Annotated in this window: 16 protein-coding genes; 8 read left to right on the top strand and 8 right to left on the bottom strand. The window is 67.1% G+C overall.

Going from position 1 to position 18894, the window contains the following annotated elements:
• Positions 1-98 precede the first annotated feature (98 nt).
• From cysD to AC3WS4_RS13050, 4 genes are all read left to right on the top strand, one after another.
• Entirely contained in the window at positions 99-1025 is a 927-nt protein-coding gene (gene cysD, locus AC3WS4_RS13035; protein WP_492742818.1) for a sulfate adenylyltransferase subunit CysD, read from the top strand.
• Positions 1025-2950: a sulfate adenylyltransferase subunit CysN gene (cysN, locus tag AC3WS4_RS13040; protein WP_492742820.1), complete on the top strand. Its 1926-nt coding sequence runs from the start codon at positions 1025-1027 to the stop codon at positions 2948-2950. Before cysD ends, cysN begins: the two co-directional genes overlap by 1 nt.
• 3 nt (positions 2951-2953) lie before the next feature.
• A complete protein-coding gene (locus AC3WS4_RS13045) occupies positions 2954-3703 on the top strand; it encodes a 3'(2'),5'-bisphosphate nucleotidase CysQ (protein WP_492739762.1) in 750 nt (249 codons plus the stop codon).
• 179 nt (positions 3704-3882) lie between these two features.
• Positions 3883-5013: a zinc-binding dehydrogenase gene (locus AC3WS4_RS13050; protein WP_492739761.1), complete on the top strand. Its 1131-nt coding sequence runs from the start codon at positions 3883-3885 to the stop codon at positions 5011-5013.
• Between the two features lie 233 nt (positions 5014-5246).
• On the opposite strand, the gene AC3WS4_RS13055 is transcribed toward AC3WS4_RS13050, so the two are convergent.
• The 4 genes from AC3WS4_RS13055 to AC3WS4_RS13070 form a co-directional block, all read right to left on the bottom strand.
• Positions 5247-6404: a cell wall hydrolase gene (locus AC3WS4_RS13055; RefSeq protein ID WP_492739760.1), complete on the bottom strand. Its 1158-nt coding sequence runs from the start codon at positions 6402-6404 to the stop codon at positions 5247-5249.
• 9 nt (positions 6405-6413) lie between these two features.
• The gene (gene cysK, locus AC3WS4_RS13060) at positions 6414-7334 is read right to left on the bottom strand and encodes a cysteine synthase A (RefSeq protein ID WP_187142226.1); all 921 of its coding nucleotides are present in this window, start codon (positions 7332-7334) and stop codon (positions 6414-6416) included.
• Positions 7331-8002, bottom strand: coding sequence for an RBBP9/YdeN family alpha/beta hydrolase (locus AC3WS4_RS13065; protein WP_056351924.1), 672 nt, complete (start codon positions 8000-8002; stop codon positions 7331-7333). Before AC3WS4_RS13065 ends, cysK begins: the two co-directional genes overlap by 4 nt.
• 150 nt (positions 8003-8152) lie before the next feature.
• Positions 8153-9475, bottom strand: coding sequence for an MFS transporter (locus AC3WS4_RS13070; RefSeq protein ID WP_082545255.1), 1323 nt, complete (start codon positions 9473-9475; stop codon positions 8153-8155).
• 128 nt (positions 9476-9603) lie between these two features.
• On the opposite strand from AC3WS4_RS13070, the gene AC3WS4_RS13075 reads away from it, so the two are divergent.
• From AC3WS4_RS13075 to AC3WS4_RS13085, 3 genes are all read left to right on the top strand, one after another.
• Positions 9604-11325, top strand: a complete 1722-nt coding sequence (locus AC3WS4_RS13075; protein ID WP_492739758.1) for a DUF885 domain-containing protein — start codon at positions 9604-9606, stop codon at positions 11323-11325.
• 106 nt (positions 11326-11431) lie between these two features.
• Positions 11432-12637, top strand: coding sequence for a TIR domain-containing protein (locus AC3WS4_RS13080; protein WP_492739756.1), 1206 nt, complete (start codon positions 11432-11434; stop codon positions 12635-12637).
• Positions 12634-14418, top strand: a complete 1785-nt coding sequence (locus tag AC3WS4_RS13085) for a TRAFs-binding domain-containing protein (RefSeq protein ID WP_492739755.1) — start codon at positions 12634-12636, stop codon at positions 14416-14418. The genes AC3WS4_RS13080 and AC3WS4_RS13085 overlap by 4 nt, the downstream gene beginning before the upstream one ends.
• Here the strand turns inward: AC3WS4_RS13085 and AC3WS4_RS13090 are convergent.
• Positions 14415-15707, bottom strand: coding sequence for an RsmB/NOP family class I SAM-dependent RNA methyltransferase (locus AC3WS4_RS13090; protein ID WP_492739754.1), 1293 nt, complete (start codon positions 15705-15707; stop codon positions 14415-14417). The two genes, AC3WS4_RS13085 and AC3WS4_RS13090, sit on opposite strands and share 4 nt — an antisense overlap.
• Positions 15708-15771: 64 nt before the next feature.
• Here AC3WS4_RS13090 and AC3WS4_RS13095 point away from each other — a divergent pair, with 64 nt between their 5' ends.
• Positions 15772-15981, top strand: coding sequence for a DUF1674 domain-containing protein (locus AC3WS4_RS13095; RefSeq protein ID WP_056352362.1), 210 nt, complete (start codon positions 15772-15774; stop codon positions 15979-15981).
• Positions 15982-15998: 17 nt separating this feature from the next.
• On the opposite strand, the gene AC3WS4_RS13100 is transcribed toward AC3WS4_RS13095, so the two are convergent.
• The 3 genes from AC3WS4_RS13100 to AC3WS4_RS13110 form a co-directional block, all read right to left on the bottom strand.
• Positions 15999-16541 carry a cytochrome b gene (locus tag AC3WS4_RS13100; RefSeq protein WP_492739753.1) on the bottom strand — a complete coding sequence of 181 codons (543 nt, stop codon included), beginning with the start codon at positions 16539-16541 and terminating at the stop codon, positions 15999-16001.
• Between the two features lie 13 nt (positions 16542-16554).
• Positions 16555-17331 (bottom strand): SapC family protein, encoded by a 777-nt coding sequence (locus tag AC3WS4_RS13105; RefSeq protein ID WP_492739752.1) that lies wholly within the window; start codon positions 17329-17331, stop codon positions 16555-16557.
• A 100-nt stretch (positions 17332-17431) separates the two neighbouring features.
• Positions 17432-18856, bottom strand: coding sequence for an FAD-binding oxidoreductase (locus tag AC3WS4_RS13110; RefSeq protein WP_492739751.1), 1425 nt, complete (start codon positions 18854-18856; stop codon positions 17432-17434).
• Positions 18857-18894: the final 38 nt, after the last annotated feature.

Raw genomic sequence — 18894 nt, forward strand, 5'->3', positions numbered from 1 at the left:
CGGACGGTCGTCCGCGTGGCTCCCATTTGGGAATGGTCTACGCCGGATAGGCGCGTATGTCGCCGATCCAGCGTCATCGAATAAAGAGGAACCGGAGCTTGTCGTCTCCCACGCCGCAAAGTCCATCGAACCTGACCCATCTTGACCGCTTGGAGTCGGAGGCGATTCACATCATGCGCGAGGTGCTGGCGGATGCGGCGGCGCCGGTGATGCTGTATTCGGTGGGCAAGGACAGCGCGGTGATGCTGCACCTGGCGCGCAAGGCCTTTTACCCCTCGCCGCCGCCGTTCCCGCTGCTCCACGTCGATACGACCTGGAAGTTTCAGGCGATGTATGAGCTGCGCGACCGGATGGCGGCCGAGAGCGGCATGGAGCTGCTCGTCTACCAGAACCCCGAGGCGAAGGCGCGGGGGATCAACCCGTTCGACCATGGTCCCTTGCACACCGACATGTGGAAGACCGAGGGGCTGAAGCAGGCGCTCGATTTGCATGGCTTCGACGTCGCCTTTGGCGGCGCGCGCCGCGACGAGGAGAAGAGCCGCGCCAAGGAGCGCATCTTCTCGTTCCGCACCGCGAGCCATGGCTGGGATCCCAAGAAGCAGCGCCCCGAGCTGTGGAACCTCTACAACGCCAGGAAAGCGAAGGGCGAGAGCATCCGGGTGTTCCCGATCTCGAACTGGACCGAGCTCGACATCTGGCAGTACATCGCGCGCGAGAATATCCCGATCGTGCCGCTCTACTTCGCGGCGCCGCGCCCGACGGTGGAGCGCGACGGGCTGCTGCTGATGGTCGACGACGACCGCTTCCCGCTCAAGGACGGCGAGGTGCCCGTGACCCGCTCGATCCGCTTCCGCACCTTGGGCTGCTACCCGCTCACCGGCGCGGTCGAGAGCGAGGCGGCGACCTTGAGCGAAGTGATCCAGGAGATGCTGCTGACGACGACGTCGGAACGGCAGGGCCGCGCGATCGACAAGGACGGCGGCGACGCGTCGATGGAGAAGAAGAAGCAGGAGGGGTATTTCTGATGACCGACAGCCCCCCCGAGGCACCCGCTGCCCCCGTCTACGTCACCGACGCGCTCATCGCCGAGGATATCGACGCCTATCTCGCGCAGCATCAGCAAAAGTCCTTGCTGCGCTTCATCACCTGCGGCTCGGTCGACGACGGCAAGTCGACGCTGATCGGGCGGCTGCTCTACGACAGCAAGATGATCTTCGAGGATCAGCTGGCGGCCTTGGAAGCCGACAGCAAGCGCGTCGGCACCCAGGGCGGCGAGATCGACTTCGCTTTGCTCGTCGACGGCCTCGCCGCCGAGCGCGAGCAGGGGATCACGATCGACGTCGCTTACCGCTTCTTCACCACCGAGAAGCGCAAGTTCATCGTCGCCGACACCCCGGGGCACGAGCAATATACCCGCAACATGGTCACCGGCGCCTCGACCGCCGACCTCGCGGTGATCCTGATCGACGCGCGCAAGGGCGTGCTGACCCAGACCCGCCGCCACAGCTATCTCGCGCACCTGATCGGCATCCGCCATATCGTGCTCGCGGTGAACAAGATGGACCTCGTCGATTACGACAAGGCGGTGTTCGAGCGCATCCTGCTCTCGTACCGCGCCTTCGCGACCGAGATCGGCATCACCCACTTCACCGCGATCCCGATCTCGGGGTTCAAGGGCGACAATATCACCGCGCTGTCGGACAACACCCCCTGGTACAAGGGACCGGCGCTGGTCGAGCATCTCGAAGCGGTCGAAGTTGCCGCGCAGCGCGATGTCGAGCAGCCCTTTCGCATGCCGGTGCAATGGGTCAACCGCCCGAACCTCGACTTCCGCGGCTTCTCCGGCCTCATCGCGGGCGGATCCATCAAGCCGGGCGATGCGGTGCGCATCCTGCCGAGCGGCAAGACCTCGACCGTCAGCCGCATCGTCACCCTCGACGGCGACTTGCCCGAAGCGGTCGCCGGGCAGTCGGTGACGCTCTGCCTCGCCGACGAGGTCGATTGTTCGCGCGGCGATGTCATCGCGCTCGCCGATGCGCCGCCCGAGGTCGCCGACCGGTTCGAGGCGACGCTCGTGTGGATGGCCGACGAGGCGATGATCCCCGGCCGCGCTTATTGGCTGAAGCTCGCGACGCAGAGCGTCTCGGCGACGGTGCAGGCGCCCAAGTATGAGATCAACGTCAACACGCTAGACCATCTCGCGGCGAAGACGCTCGAGCTCAACGGCATCGGGGTCGTCGAGGTCGCGACCGACAAGCCGCTGGTGTTCGAGGCCTATGGCGACAACCGCAGCCTCGGCGGGTTCATCCTCATCGACAAGCTCACCAACGCGACGGTCGCGGCGGGCATGCTGCACTTCAGCCTGCGCCGCGCCCAGAATGTCCATTGGCAGGCGCTCGACATCGGCCGCGAGGCGCATGCGGGGCTGAAGAACCAGAAGCCCGCCGTCCTGTGGTTCACCGGGCTGTCGGGGTCGGGCAAGTCGACGATCGCCAACCTCGTCGAGAAGAAGCTCCACCGGATGAACCGGCATACCTTCCTGCTCGACGGCGACAATGTCCGCCACGGGCTGAACAAGGACCTCGGCTTTACCGAGGCCGACCGGATCGAGAATATCCGCCGCGTCGGCGAGGTCGCCAAGCTGATGACCGACGCCGGGCTGATCGTGATCACCGCGTTCATCAGCCCGTTCAAGGTCGAACGCGACATGGTGCGATCGATGCTGCCCGCGGGCGAGTTCGTCGAGATATTCATCGACACGCCGCTGGTCGAAGCCGAGAAGCGCGACGTCAAGGGTCTCTACAAAAAGGCCCGCGCCGGACAGCTCAAAAACTTCACCGGTATCGACAGCCCTTACGAAGCGCCCGAAGACGCCGAAATCAGGATAGACACCACCGCGATGACCCCCGAAGAGGCGGCGGACCTGATCGTGGACCGCTTGCTGGGGTAAAAGATGATTCATGAAAGTGACGAGGCGCTGGCCGAGCGGCTGGCAACCGCGGCGGGGGTGATCCTGCTCGCGTTGCAGGCGTCGGGCGAGTTCGAGGGCAAGGCGCTCGGCAACGCCGGCGATGCGCGCGCCAATGCGATGCTGATGCACGAATTGCGCACCGCGCGGCCCGACGACGCGATCCTGTCCGAAGAGGAAAAAGACAGCGTGACCCGCTGTTCGTTCAGCCGCGTGTGGGTGGTCGATCCGCTCGACGGTACCCGCGAATATAGCGAGGGGCGCAGCGACTGGGCGGTGCATGTCGCGCTGGCGGTCGATGGCGTGCCGACGGTGGGCGCGGTGGCGCTGCCGGGACTCGGCTTGACGCTGACGTCGGGGGCGCCGAAGCCGCTCGCACCGGCGAATGTGCCGCCGAAGATGCTGGTCAGCCGCACCCGCCCCGCCGCCGAAGCGGTGTTCGTCGCTGAGAAGATGGGCGCCGAACTGCTCGGCATGGGGTCGGCGGGCGCCAAGGCGATGGCGGTGGTGCGCGGCGAGGCCGACATCTATCTCCACACCGGCGGGCAGTATGAATGGGACAATTGCGCCCCCGCGGCGGTGGCGGCGGCGGCGGGGCTGCACGTCAGCCGGGTCGACGGGTCGCCTTTGGTGTATAATTGTGCGAATCCCTATTTGCCCGACCTGCTGATCTGCCGGAAGGAATTCGCGGCGGAAGCGTTGCGGCTGGCAGCGGAGTTTGTCGCGGCGGAGTAGGGCGCGGGCGAGGTAGGTTCCGGGCGGTTGCGGCCTTCTCTCTTCCCTCCCTGAAAGGGAGGGGAATCCCTTATATCTACCTTCAAAAACCACACGGGCGTCGCGCTTCGCGATTGCCAGTCCGGCCGTGTCCGCCTATTTCGGTTGCATCGAAAAACCGAACCCATGGGAGACGCGCGATGACCGACCTGCCTGACACCAACCTCGTGATGCTGACGCTGGTGAAGCCTGAGGGCGAACTTGAGGTGTCGTTCGAGCGCCGCCCGATGCCCGAACCCGCGGCGCATGAGGTGCTGGTCAAGATTCTCGCGACCCCGATCAACCCGTCGGACCTCGGCCTGCTGTTCGGCGGCGCCGACATGTCGACCGCGCGGGCGTCGGAGCGCGACGGGCTGCCGGTGATCAGCGCCGATATTCCGCCCGCCGGGATGCGCGCGATGACGGGCCGCGTCGGCGATGCGCTGGCGATCGGCAACGAAGGCTGCGGGCTGGTCGTGAAAGCGGGCGCGTCGCCCGAGGCGCAGGCGCTGGTCGGCAAGACCGTCGCGCTGATCGGCGGCGAAATCTATGCCGAATATCGCTGCCTGCCGGCGATGATGTGCATGGTCCTGCCCGACGGCACCGAGCCCGCCGACGGCGCCTCCTGCTTCGTCAATCCGCTGACGTCGCTCGCCTTCACCGAGACGATGAAGGCCGAGGGGCATAGCGCGCTCGTCCACACCGCGGCGGCGTCGAACCTCGGCCAGATGCTCGTCAAGATCTGCGCCAAGGACGGTATTCCGCTGGTCAACATCGTGCGCAGCGATGCGCAGGTCGAAATCTTGAAGGGCATCGGCGCGACGCATATCGTCAACAGCGGCGCTGACGATTTCGTCGAGCAGCTGACCGCGGCGCTGGTCGAGACCGGCGCGACGCTGGGTTTCGATGCGATCGGCGGCGGCAAGCTCGCCGGGCAGATATTGTCGGCGATGGAGGTCGCGGCGGTGAAGCGGATGACGACGTACAGCCGCTATGGCTCGGACACGTTCAAGCAGGTCTATATCTATGGCGCGCTCGACCTGGGGCCGACGGTGCTGAACCGCAGCTTCGGGCTGACCTGGTCGCTGTCGGGCTTCCTGCTGACGCCGTTCCTGCAGAAGGCGGGGATGGAGACCAATATGCGGCTCCGCAAACGCGTGGTCGACGAACTGACGACGACGTTCAAGAGCCATTACAGCCATGAGATTTCGCTGGTCGAGGCTTTGAACCTCGATGTGATCGCGGGCTATAATGCGAAGCGGACGGGCGAGAAATATCTGATCCGGCCATAGGACAGGTTCCGGGCAGGAGCAGACGCTGGATGGATGACCCTCTCTCCCCTTGAGGGAGAGATATGAAGGCTTGGCAGCTTGCTGCCTAGCGCAGTTGTGAGGGGGTTTTGCGTCCGCTGACGTCGCAGCCCCTCACCAAGCTTCGCTAGCTCCTGTCGGAGCAAGCTACGCTATCCTCTCCCTCAAGGGGAGAGGAGCTACGACCGCAATGCTGTCGCCGGACTACGCCCCAATCACCGCTTCATGCACTGCCGCACATCGTCGCGCTTAAACTCGCTGCAGTTCCACAGCGCCTTCTCGAATCCCGCCTTGTCGTCGCGCAGATAGGAGAAGGTCATCGCCGACCGCTGCATGTCGCTCATCGCTTCGCTCTCGGGCTTGAGCACCGGGTTGGTCCAGCCCATGAACTTGCAATATTCGCGGGTGCCGCAGAGGCGCAGCGCGAGGGTGACGAAGCTTTCGGGGGTCGCCTTGCGGTCGAGGGTGATGGTGATCGTCTCGCGCCCGCCCGAGACCACCTGGCCGGGCACCGCGGCACCGGTGACGCGCGGTTCGCCGGCGGCGGGGTCGACCTCGGTGGCGGCGAGTTCGGCAGGGAGGCCGGCCATGTGCAGCGGCGAGAGCGCCGCCATCTTGGCGACCGGTGCCTCGACCCCCGCGACGTTGCCGCGAAAGGCACCGGGCGTCCCCCAATAGCCGGGCCAGCGGAAGAAGAGATGGGTGTCGACGACCGCGATCTTTTCGAGGCTGTCGCTCCAATAGGGGCGCACCCAGTCGGTGTGGTAATGCGTCGCGAGGCCGACCGACGGGTCGGTGCCGCCCGACAGGATGATCTCGGCATTGACCTGCGCCCGCGTCCACGCGGCATCCGAATAGCGGCGGGCCAACGCGCCGTCGCAGGTGAAGGTGAACTGGCAGCCGGTGACGCGTTCCGACCCCTGGAACACGACGCCGCAGATCGATTTGGGGAAGGCGGGATGGCGGACGCGGTTGATGATGACCTGGCCGACCGAGCGTTGGCCCTTGTTGTCGTCGCCCGCCTCATAGAGCATCGCGGCGGCGAGGCAGTCGCGCGCGCGTCCGCGGTTGTCGGCGTCGCCGGCATAGACGAAGGGTCGCGCCGCGACGAAACCCTTGGTCACCAGCGGGATTTTGGCATTGGCGGCGCGCGCGTCGTCCTCGGCGATCGGCGCCAATTCCATCGGGAGCACCTCCGGAACCGTGCTGGCGGGCGGCGCGACGGGAGGCAGGTGCACGCTGTAGCGCGCGGGACCGCCGAGGCTGCTCGCGTAGAGCACCGCGACGATCGCGCCGACCGCCAGCAGCGCGAACAGCCATGCCGACCGGTCGCGCCACAATGGCGTCGTTGCTGCGGGCGCTTCGCGCGCCATGGGAGTGCCTCAGATTTCCGGGAGGAAGTCGGGGACCGAGAGGTAGCGTTCGCCGGTGTCGTAGTTGAAGCCGAGGACGCGGCTGCCCGCGGGCAGCTCGGCGAGTTTCTGGGCGATCGCGGCAAGGGTGGCGCCCGACGAGATGCCGACGAGCATGCCTTCCTCGGTCGCCGAGCGGCGCGCATAGTCCTTGGCGTCGGCGGCCTCGACCTTGATCACGCCGTCGAGCAGGTCGGTGTGCAGGTTGCGCGGGATGAAGCCGGCGCCGATGCCCTGGATCGGATGCGGGCCGGGTTGGCCGCCCGAGATGACCGGCGATGCGACGGGCTCGACCGCGAAGACCTTGAGGTTCGGCCAATGGCCTTTCAGAAATTGCGCAACGCCGGTGATATGGCCGCCGGTGCCAACCCCGGTGATCAGCGCGTCGATCGGGGTGTCGGCGAAATCGGCGAGGATTTCGGGGCCGGTGGTGCGGACATGGACGTCGATGTTCGCCTCATTCTCGAACTGCTGCGGCATCCACGCGCCCGGAGTCGTCTCGACCAATTCGATCGCGCGTTCGATCGCACCCTTCATGCCCTTTTCGCGCGGCGTCAGGTCGAAGGTCGCGCCATAGGCGAGCATCAGGCGGCGGCGTTCGAGCGACATGCTTTCGGGCATGACGAGCACGAGCTTGTAGCCCTTGACCGCGGCGGCCATCGCGAGGCCGATGCCGGTGTTGCCCGACGTCGGCTCGACGATGGTGCCGCCGGGTTGAAGGCTGCCGTCACGCTCGGCCGCCTCGATCATCGCCAGGCCGATGCGATCCTTGATCGACCCGCCCGGGTTGCTGCGTTCCGACTTCACCCAGACTTCTGCGTCGGGGAACAGCTTGGCGACCCGGATGTGCGGGGTGTTGCCGATGGTATCGAGGATCGAATTGGCTTTCATGGTCGGTGCAGGCTTTCCTTGAAGTCGAACCGCGGATCGCGCCGCGCGAGACGATTGGGCCAGTCTCCGCTGCGGAGCCAAAGCGCTTCGTCGGCGAGGGCGGGCGTGGGCGCGGGTTGTAACGATGCGAGCAGATACTGTCCATAAGGCCAATCGGCGACGCCCGAGTCGGCGTTGATATGCCCGAACGGCCCGGCATTGACGAAGCGCGCGTCCCATTGCCGCGACAGCCGCCAGACGTGCGAGGTCTTGGCATAGGGATCATTGTCGCTCGCCACCACGACGATCGGGGTGCGCGAGGTGAAGGCGGGGGCGTCGCTGAAGTCGGCGACGCGGCTGTCGCGGCGCAGGTCGCCGAGGTCGGGCGGCGCGACGAGCAGCGCCCCGGCGACGCGGGCACGGGCGACGCCGCCGGCATGGGCGAACCAGTGGGCGAAGGCGTGGCAGCCGAGGCTGTGCGCCGCGATCAGCACCGGTTCGTCCTCGGCGGCGATCGCGTCGGCGATGCGTTCGACCCATTGGTCCTTTGCGGGCGCGGCCCAGTTGCCGAGGTCGACTCGCTCGCAGTCGGCGAATTTATGTTCCCACAGGCTCTGCCAATGGCGCGGGCCGCTGTTGTCGAGGCCCGGAATCGTCAGGATTTTGTGGCGTATCAGCGTGGTGTGCATCTCTGGATCTCCATCGGATGAAGGAAGGAAACCGCGGTGACGGGTGCAACCGAGATAATTCAACTAAATAAATTGACAATCACTTTGTGGCGAAAGGAAGGCAGTTTGCGACGAGTTGATTTCGCGCTTTCGGACGGGCGCGGAAATGCGTCAGGCGGCCTGTTTGAACTGCGGTTCGAAGGTGCGGGCGCGGCGCAGTTCGGGGAATATCCATGCCCAGAGCGCGGTGACGCCGATCGCCGCCGCGCCGCCGAAGACGATCGCGGTGATCGGGCCGAAGGCAGCTGCCATCGATCCGGCGCGCATTTCGCCGAGCTCGTTCGAAGCCGAGATCGCGAGGCCCGACACCGCGCTGACGCGGCCGCGCATATGGTCGGGGGTGTTGAGCTGGATCAGCGTGCCACGCACGAAGACCGAGAACATGTCGGCGGCGCCGAGCAACGCCAGCATCGCGAGCGACAGGAAGAGGTTGGTCGACAGGCCGAAGGCGATGGTCGCGGCGCCGAAGGCGACGACCGCCCACAGCATCTTCACCCCGACATTGCGCTCGATCGGGCGCCAGGCGAGGCCCAATGCGACGATCGCGGCGCCGACCGCGGGGGCGGCGCGCAACAGGCCGAGCATGGTGGCATTTTCCATGAGGTCGCTGTGGAGAATGTCGCGCGCGAACACCGGCAGCAGCGCGGTCGCGCCCGACAGGATCACCGCGAACAGGTCGAGGGTGATCGTGCCGAGCAGGAATCGCTCGCGCCAGGTGAATTGCAGCCCGTCGAGCATTTCGCGCAACGGGTGACGACGCACCTCGACCGGCGGCGGCAGCACGGGGCGGACGCGGCTGATCGTGAAGGCCGAGATAGCGAGCAGCACGGCGGCGAAGATATAGACCGAGGTCGGATGGGCCGCGTAGATCAATCCGCCCGCGGCGGGGCCGATCACCGAGGCCGACTGCCAGGCGATGCTGCTCATCGCGATCGCGCGCGGCAGCACGGCGGGGGGCACGATGTTCGGCGCGATCGCGCTCATCGCCGGACCCGAAAAGACGCGCGCGACGCCGTGCAGCGCGGCGAGGCCGAAGAGCAGGGGCAGGGTGAGTCCGTCGGTATAAGTGAACCAGCCGAGCGCGGCGGCGATGGTGAGGTCGATCAGGTTCGAGAAGATCGCGACGCTGCGCCGTTCGAAACGGTCGGCGACCCAGCCCGCGACCGGGGTGAGCACCGCGAGCGGCACGAACTGGAACAGCCCGAGCAGGCCGAGCTGGAACGACGCCTCCTTGATCGACATGCCGTAATCGGTGCGCGCGGTGTCGTAAAGCTGGTAACCGATGACCACGACCATCGCGATCGTCGCCATCACCGCGGTGAAGCGCGCGAGCCAGAAATATCGGTAGTCGACGAAACTGAGCGGGGAGGGGGCCCTGGACGGGGTTTCGGGCATCGCCGGTTCGTCGGCGTCGGGCGGGAGGATCGTTGCCATTGCGATCCGCCCTAACCGGCTTTTCCCCGCTGTCCAGACCGCATAGGTCTGCCGTTCGTCGATTAGCAGGTGTCACATGCCGGTCATGGTGGCAGAAACCCGCCATCGTCATCGGGGAGTTTCAAGATATGACACGCAAATTCGCTCGCTTCGGCGGGGTCGCCATGGCCGCGACGCTGTTCGTCCTGGCCGGTTGCAACGCGTCGGACAACAAGTCGGCGTCGGCGACCGGCGCCAAGAGCTGGACCCAGTTTCGCGACGGCTTCATCGAGGGCTATTTCCCGCTCAACCCGAATTTTGCGGTCTATCAGGGCAAGCATGAGTTCGATGGGCAACTGCCCGACTGGTCGCCCGCGGGACTGGAGAAGCAGGCGGCGTATCTGGAAAAGGCGATCGCCGACGCCAAGGCGTTCGACGGCGCGATGACCGACGCCGAGAAATTCGAGCGCGACTATCTGGTCAAGGTCGCCGAGGGACAGCTGTTCTTCCTGCGCGATACCGATTTCGCGGCGAAGAACCCGGCCTTCTACACCGGTGCACTCGACCCCAATGTCTATATCTCGCGGCCTTATGCCGATGCGACGACGCGGATGAAGGCGTTCATCGCCTATGCCGAAAAGGTCCCCGCAGCCGCCGCGCAGATCAAGGCGAACCTCAAGCTGCCGCTGCCCGCAACCTTCGTCAAATATGGCACCGCGGGTTTCGGCGGCTTTGCCGACTATTATAAGGGCGACGCCAAGGCCGCCTTCGCTTCGGTCAAGGACGAAGCGCTGCAGACGCAGTTCGACGACGCGGCGGCGAAAGCGGGCGCGGCGATGACCGACCTTGCCAAATATGTCGGATCGCAGCCGGGCACGACCGACGGCTATGCGCTCGGCGCCGGCAAATTCGCCAAGATGATCCTGACCAACGAGGGCGTCGACACGCCGATCGACGAACTCGAACGGATCGGGCAGGCCGACCTCAAGCGCAACCAGGACGCGTTGAAGGCCGCCTGCGCCACCTATGCCGCGGGCATGACGATCGCCGACTGCATGAAGAAGATGAACAGCGACAAACCTGCCGACGGCCCGGTCGCCGAAGCGCGGCGCCAGTTGCCGACGCTGCGCGCCTTCCTCGTCGAAAAGGACCTCGTCAGCATCCCGGGCACCGAACAGGCGCAGGTCGAGGAATCGCCGCCGTACAACCGGCAGAACAGCGCCTATATCGACATTCCCGGACCCTATGAGAAAGGCCTGCCGTCGGTCTATTATATCTCGCCGCCCGACCCGGCGTGGGACAAGCAGACGCAGGCGGACTTCGTGCCGGGGCGCAAGGACCTGTTGTTCACCTCGGTCCATGAGGTGTGGCCTGGCCACTTCCTGAACTTCCTCCATGCGAACCGCGCCGAGAGCATCTTCGGCAAATTGTTCGTCGGCTATGCCTTTGCCGAGGGCTGGGCGCATTATACCGAGGAAATGATGTGGGACGCCGGGCTGGGCGAGGGCGACCCCGAGACGCACATCGGCCAGTTGTCGAACGCGCTGCTGCGCGATTGCCGCTATCTGTCGGCGATCGGGCTGCACACCAAGGGCATGACGGTCGCGGATTCGGAAAAGCTGTTCAAGGACCAATGCTATCAGGACGAGGGCAATGCGCGGCAACAGGCGGCGCGCGGCACCTATGATCCCGCCTATCTTAACTATACGATGGGCAAGCTGATGATCCGCAAGCTGCGCGACGACTGGACCAAGGGCGACAAGACGAAGTGGAAGGCGTTCCACGACGAATTCCTCTCGTACGGCGGCCCGCCGATCCCGATGGTGCGCGCGGCGATGATGAAGGAAGCGGCGCCGAAGGCGGTGTTCTGAAGCTCATAACCCTCTCCCCTTCCGGGGAGAGGGTTGGATGTGACCGCGAGCACTGGCAATAGGCACCAACCCCCGCTAGCCTTGCCCGGCAACAAGGGGCGAGCCGATGGTCGATGTCTTCATTTCCTATTCGCGCGACAACAAGGCGCGCGTGGCCGAAATCGCGCAGGCGGTCAAAGCGGCGGGTTATGAGGTGTGGTGGGACGCCGAACTGCCGCCGCACAAATCCTATGGCGATGTGATCACCGAGAAGATCGGCATGGCCAAAGCCGCGATCGTCGTCTGGTCGCACACATCGGCGAAATCCGAATGGGTGCGCGCCGAGGCCGATGTCGCGCGCAACCAGAAGAAGCTGGTGCAGACCGCGATCGATGACGTCATGCCGCCGCTGCCGTTCAACCAGATCCAGTTCGCCGAACTCGCCGACTGGCATGGCGAGGCCGACCATAGCGGCTGGCGCAAGGTGCTGATGAGTCTGGAGGAGTTGTGCGGACGGGCACCGGTGGACGCGCCGCCGGCGGCGCCTGTTCCCGTCCGGGCACCCACGCCCGCCCCGGCGCCCGCCGCCTATTCCGCGCCCGCCGAGCCGACGGCGCCGCGGTCCTCGCCACTGCCGTGGATATTGGGCGCGGCGGCGGTCATGGGTGCGGGCCTGCTCTGGTGGCTGCTGCAGCCGACGCCGATGCGGACGACGGTGAGCGACGGCTCCGGATCGGGCAGCGCCGCCGTCGCGGGGGCCCCGGAAACGGCAGATGATGGTGCGGCGCCGGTTGAGGCTTTTGTCCTCGCCGCGGTGATCAACGATCCCGAAGGTTTCACCAACATCCGTGCGCAAGCCTCGTCGCAGTCGGCGATCCTCGGCAAGGTGCTCGAGGGCGAGAAGTTCCTGACCTATCAGCAAAGCGGTAGCTGGTGGCGCGTGCGCAAGGGCGACGGCACCACGGGCTATATGTTCCGCAAACTGATCCGCGTGCTCGACGGGGCGAACTCCGATCCGGCACCCGGCGCGGGGGCGTCGTCGCTTCCCGCCGGGCCGATGCCGACCGGGGTCGGCGGTAGCGGGGTCGTCATCCCGGACAGCAGCGAGCGATTGCTGTCGGCGGACGAACTCGGCAATTACAGCGCGCTCGAACTGCGGATCGCGCGCAACGAGATTTTCGCGCGCAACGGCTTCCGCTTCAAGGACGCCAGCCTGCGCGCGCATTTCAGCCAGTTCGGCTGGTACAAGCCGGTCACGGACAATGTGCAGCTTTCGGGCATCGAAAAGGCGAATGTCGCATTGCTGAAATCGGCCGAAGCCGCCGCGCAATGAGCGAAGGCGCAGCGCCGGACTGCGCCGCGAGCGAGGCGGAGGTCGCGCACCGGCTGGGGCAGGGCGATGCGTTGAGCGCGTTCGACTGCGCCGCCGCCGCGCGCCGCGCGGGCATCGACAGCCCGCGATTGCGCTACCTGATGGTGCGCGCGCTCGCCGCATCGGGCGACAGCCTGGGCGCGATGCATTTGTACGAGGCGCTCGATCTCGCCGGTTCGGGTGACGTCGACAGCCTCGCGCTAGCGGGGCGGATCTGGAAGGACCGCGCCTTCGACCAGCGCGCCGACGAACGGCGGCCCTGGCTCGAAAAGGCCGCCGCCGCCTATCATCACGCGTGGGAGGTGTCGGGCGCGACCTTCCCGGCGATCAACGCAGCGAGCCTGTTCGCGCTGCTCGGCGACCGCGCGCGCGGCGCCGCGCTCGCCGAGCCGATCGCGGCGGCGGGGGCGGCGGGCGATTATTGGGACGCGGTGACGCTGATCGAGGCGCTGCTGCTGCTCGGGCGCGGCGACGAGGCGCTGCGTCACGCGCAGGCGGTCGATATGATGGCCAGCGCGCGCGCCGGGGATCGCGCCTCGACGTGCCGGCAATTCGCGCGGCTGGCGCAGAGCGGTGCGATCGAGGCCGCCAGCGCGGCGGCGATCGTCGACCTGCTGCGCCCGCCGCCGGTCGGCGTCTATTGCGGGCGCATGTTCCGGGCCGGCGGCGAGGGCGAAGCCGGCGCGCGGCGCGCGATCGCCGCCGCGCTCGATGCGCAGCCCTTGTCGGCCTTGATCGGCCCGCTTGCCTGCGGTGCCGACATCATCTTTGCCGAGGAGGCGATCGCGCGCGGCATCGACCTGACGATCATCCTGCCCTTCGCCGAGGAGGATTTTATCGCGCAGTCGGTGCGGTCGGGCGGCGAGGCATGGGTCGCGCGCTATGTCCATTGCCGCGACGCGGCGGCGATGGTCCATTTCGCGAGCAACACCCGCTTCGTCAGCGACGATTGCCAGTTCATCCTCGGCTCGCACACCGCGATGGGGCTCGCCCGGTTGCGCGCGCGCGAACTGGAAAGCGAAGCGATCCAGTTCGCGGTCGTCGACCCCGCGGTGACGGCGCGCAGCGCCGATGCGATCGCCGGGACCAACGCCGATATCGCGCTGTGGCAGGCGCATGGCGGGCGCACGGTGGCGATCGCGGTCGGCGGACTCGACCGGTCGCTGGAGTTCCCGCCGGCGCCCAAGCCGCCCGACGGGACGCGGCGCGGGCTTTATGCGATCCTGTTCGCCGATTTTGCCGGGTTTTCAAAGCTTGGCGAGGCGGAGTTGCCGATCTTTGCACAGGAGGTGATGGGCGGGATCGGGCGGGTGCTCGACGAATATGGCGAGGCGGTGCTGTTCCGCAACACCTGGGGCGATGCCGTCTATGCGATCATTTCGGACCCCGCGGTCGCGGCGTGGATCGCGCTGGACATGCAGGAGCGGCTCGACGTGTTGCCCGCCGGACTGGGGCTCGAAGGCCATCAGGCGGGGATGCGCACCGGCATTCACTTCGGGCCGATCTATCGCGGGCAGGACCCGGTGGTTGGCAACGAACTATGGTACGGCACCGAAGTCACGCGCACCGCGCGGATCGAGCCGGTGACGTTAGTCGGGCAAATCTATTGCACCCAGCCGATGGCGGCGATGCTCGCGCTTGGCGACGCGCGCGAGTTCGACTGCGACTATGTCGGCAAGGTGCGGCTCGCCAAGGATTATGGCGAACTCGCGCTGTACCGCTTGTCGCGCCGCGCCGCCTAGGGCGCCCGCAACCGCGCGATGAAGAAACCGTCGAGGCCGCCGGCTTCGGCCAGCATCCCGGGAAGGGTGCGGATGAAGCCCTGTTCGGTCGGGGCGATTCCCGCGGGAAGTTCGTCGGCGCGTGCGGCGTCGATGGTCCAGTCCGGATGATCGGCCAGGAAGGCGGCGATCCGCTCCTCGCCCTCGGCGGGTTCGAGCGAGCAGGTGGCGTAGACGAGCACCCCGCCCGGCTTCACCCATGGCGCGGCGCGACCGAGCAGTTCAGCCTGTAATTCGGCCATTTCGGCAATCTGGCGCGGCTCGATGCGGTGAAGCACATCGGGGTGGCGGCGGAAGATGCCGGTCGCCGAACAGGGCGCGTCGAGCAGCACCGCGTCGGCGGCCTCGCCGGGTTGCCATTTGCGGATATCGCCCTGGACGACGGCGGCGTGCAGGCCGGTGCGGTCGAGATTCTCCTCGAGCCGCGCGAGGCGCTTGGCGCTCGAATCGACCGCGAGGACCGACCAGCCGGCGGCGGCGAGCTGCATCGTCTTGCCGCCCGGCGCGGCGCAGAGGTCGAGCACCGAGCGGCCCTCGCCAGCACCGAGCAGCCGCGCGGGCAGGGTGGCAGCGAGATCCTGGACCCACCAGCCGCCTTCGCGAAAACCGGGCAGAGTTTCGATCGCGTGGCCGCGGGGCAGGCGAAGGTGATGCGGGGCGAGCGACTGCGCGCCCTCCCAGCCGGCCGCGTCGGGTGCGGCGGCGAAGCTGAGGTCGACCGGCGGCGGAGCGCTCCATGCGGTTTCGGCGGCGGCGACGAAGGCGTCGCCCCATAAAGCGGCCCAGCGTTCGGCGGTGGCCGGCGGCAGGCTCGCGCTTTCGGGCAGCTGCCATTCCTCCTGCTGCGCGCGCGACAGGATCGCATGGACGAGGCGGCGCGGGCCGCCGTCGACGAGCGGCAGCGCGGTCGACACGACGGCGTGCGGCGGGCTTTTCAGCACCAGCAACTGCGCCAGCGCGATCCGCAGCACGGCACGCGACTTGACGTCGTCGGGCAGCGGCTGGGCGGTCGCGCCGTCGATGAGCATGTCGATGTCGCTCATCCACCGCAGCGCTTCGGAGACGATCGCCACGGCAAAGGCGCGGTCGGGCGGCGGCAGGCCCTGCGTCGCAGCATGCGCGGCGAGGTCGAGCGGGTCGCCGCGGCGCAGCACCGCGTCGATCAGGCGCAGCGCCGCCTTGCGCGTCGCGGTGCCCGGCGGGTCGGCCTGATGCGCGCCGCGGGGGCGGCGGGGACGACGGTCAGCCATGACGGCGGAATCCGGTACGGGGGCGGTTGGCGTGGGGCACGGAAACTCCTATAACATCGGCGTCATGACCGAAAACAGCCAAGCAGAGACCATCGGCGGCACGCCGCGCGCGGCCAAGCGCCCCGCGCATGTGAAAGCGCCCGAAGGCTGGACCAACGCCCCGGTTCCGGCGCCCGAACCGATCCGCGAGGAAAAGGCCGAGGACCAGCCCGGCGGCCGCAACCCCGTGCGCTATGGCGACTGGGAACTCAAGGGACTGGCGATCGATTTCTGACCCCGCCGACGCGGCGGTCAAAAGGGATTCATCCGCCCGATCAGCCCGGTGCGGTCGACGAACTGGTGCTTCAACGCCGCGAGGACGTGGATCGCGGCGAGGGCGAGCATCGCGAGACCCAGCACTTCATGCCGTTCGTGCAGCGTGTCGGCGAGGCTTTTGCTGGGGCTGGCGATCGACGGCACGGTGAACAGGCCGAAGAAGTCGATCGGGCGGTCGGCGGCCGACATCCAGACCCATCCCGATAGCGGCAGCAGGATAAGCAGCGCGTAGAAAAGGAAATGGACGAGCTTGCTGACCGGCCGTTGCCAGGCGGGAGTCGCGGCGGGCAGCGGTGGCGGCTTGTGGCCGAGCCGCCAGAGGATACGCAGCACCGTCAAGCCGAGGATCGCGATGCCGAGCGCCTTGTGGATCGACATCGCCGCCCGATGTGTTTCGCGCGGCATATCCTCGGTCAGCATCGCGAGGCCGATATTGGCGATCACCGCGAGGCCGATCGCCCAATGAAGCCAGATGGCCACCTTCGTGTAGCGCGGGGCGCCGGTCGACATGGTGGCCATCGGGTTCAATTCCTCAGACGAGCGGGGCTTCCGAAATCAACGGCACCTTGCCGGCCTTGACCTGCTCGGCAAAGACTTCGCGCATCAGCTGCAGCGAAAAGAGGTGCGCGAAGATCAGGCCGAGCATGCCGTTCTGCATCATCTTGCGCAGCACGTCGCCGCGCAGTTCGCGCAGCTTGTTCTCGTCGACCATCTGGAAACCGCGGTAGATGAAGGGCTTGTCGCTGCCTTCGGGCTGGATGCTGACTTCGCCGTCCATCAGCAGGTCGGCCTTTTTCAGCTCGTCCATCATGACGCCAGTGCGCTGACCCGCTTCCTCGAAATTCTTGCAGAATTCGAGCACCGCCTTGGTCGGATCGGTCGGTTCGGTGCCGGCGAACAGCGCATCGCCCTCTTCGAATTCGCCGACGGCGCCCGAGGTCGGGTCGAAGCACAGCGACAGTTCGTCGGTGTCGGGGCGCAGCTTGGCGAGCAGGAACGGGTAGCGGCGGACATAGGCCGGGACATAGACCGGGTTGATCAGCTTGCCCTCGTCGTCGACGAAAGTGTTGACGCCTTCGTTAAGGCCCATCAGCGCAAGCGGCACCGGATTGTCGCCGGCCGAAAAGACGATCGGGTAGAACCGGCTCGCCGAGACGAATTCGTCCGAGGTCAGCGGCACCGCATGCTGGTTGATCAGGAAGTCGGCCTTGTCCAGCGAGCGGGCATGGAAATTGGCGTGATCGACGCTCGAGAGCGGAACCAGATCCTTGTAGAAAAGCGGCAGATTGGCGGCGGGCGCAGTGGCCATGATAAAACTCCGAACTGAACACCCGCACCGGCGGGCGAAAAAATGCGATTGCGCGCCTTATTGGGCTGCGCGCCGCGACGCAAGGGGGACGGTTGCGGGCCTAGCCGATCAGCTTGCCCGGATTGAACAGGCCGGCAGGGTCGAGCCCTGCCTTGATCGCGCGCAGCGCCGCGAGGCGGGTCGGGCTGTCGAGCGCGGCGAACAGGTCGCGCTTCATCTGCCCGATACCATGTTCGGCCGAAAGCGAGCCGCCGAGTTCGATGACATGGCTGTAGACGAGGCGGCTCGCGTCCTCGCCATGCGCGGCGATCCAGGCGCGGCCGTCGATCCCGGCGGGCGGCTGGACATGATGATGGACGTTGCCGTCGCCAAGATGGCCGAAGGACAGGGCGCGGGCGCCGGGGAAGGCGGCGGCGAGGCGCGCCGGATTGTCGGCGATGAAGCGCGGCATCAGGTCGACCGGCACGCTGACGTCGTGCTGGATCGCCGGCCCCTCGGCACGCTCGGCCTCCGAGATCGAATCGCGCAGCCGCCAGAAATCGTCGCTTTCGCGGTCGTTCTTGGCGATCACGACATCGTCGATCAGCCCGGCCTGCAGCGCGATGGCGAGTTGGGTCTCAAGCCGCGACGACAGGTCGTCGGCCTTGTCGCCAGCGAGTTCGACCAGTGCATACCAAGGGCAGTCGCCGCCCAGCGGGTGGCGCGTCTGCGGGATGTGGCGCAGCACCGCGTCCAGGCAGCCGTGCGGGACGATCTCGAAGCCTTCGAGCGGGGCGCCGATCGCTGCGTCGAGCCGGCGCAGCAGGAGCAGCGCCTTGTCGGGACTTTCGAGGCCTATCCATGCGGTCGCGCGGTCCTGTGCGGCGGGGACGAGGCGCAGCGTCGCCGCGGTGACGATGCCCAGCGTCCCCTCCGCCCCGCACAGCAGGTGCCGCAGGTCATAGCCGCGATTGTCCTTCTTTAGCGGCGTCAGTCCGTCGAAGACTTGGCCGTCGGGCAGCACCGCCTCGACCCCCGCGACGAGGGCACGCATCGTGCCGTGGCGCAGCACCTGGGTGCCCCCGGCATTGGTCGATACCAGCCCGCCGATCGTCGCCGACCCCTTGCCGCCGAGGGTCAGCGGAAACCGGAACCCCTCCGCCAGTACGGCATTGTGGAAATTCTCGAGGATGACGCCGGCTTCGGCCACGGCGAGTCCCGCCGCGCGATCGATGGTGCGGACGCGGTTCATGCGGCGCGTGCTGAGCAGCAATTGCATGCCGCTGGCATCGGGGGTCGCGCCGCCGACCATACCGCTGTTGCCGCCTTGAGGAACGATGGCGACGCCGTCTTCGGCGCAAAGCCGGACGACGGCGGCGACTTCGGCGGTGGTGGCGGGGGAGAGCATCGCGGCGGCGCGGCCGTGATATTTGCCGCGCCAGTCGGTGAGCCAGGGCGCGAGGCTGTCGTCGTCGGTCGCGAAGCCCTTGGGGCCGAGCAGGGCGGCAAGCTGTGCCAGCAGGTCGGGCGTCGGGGGCCGCGTCATCGGCGCGGACATTCGCGAACGAGGTGACGGATCGTCAA

It is taken from the genome of Sphingopyxis sp. EU05-FHT14B03, assembly GCF_058790875.1.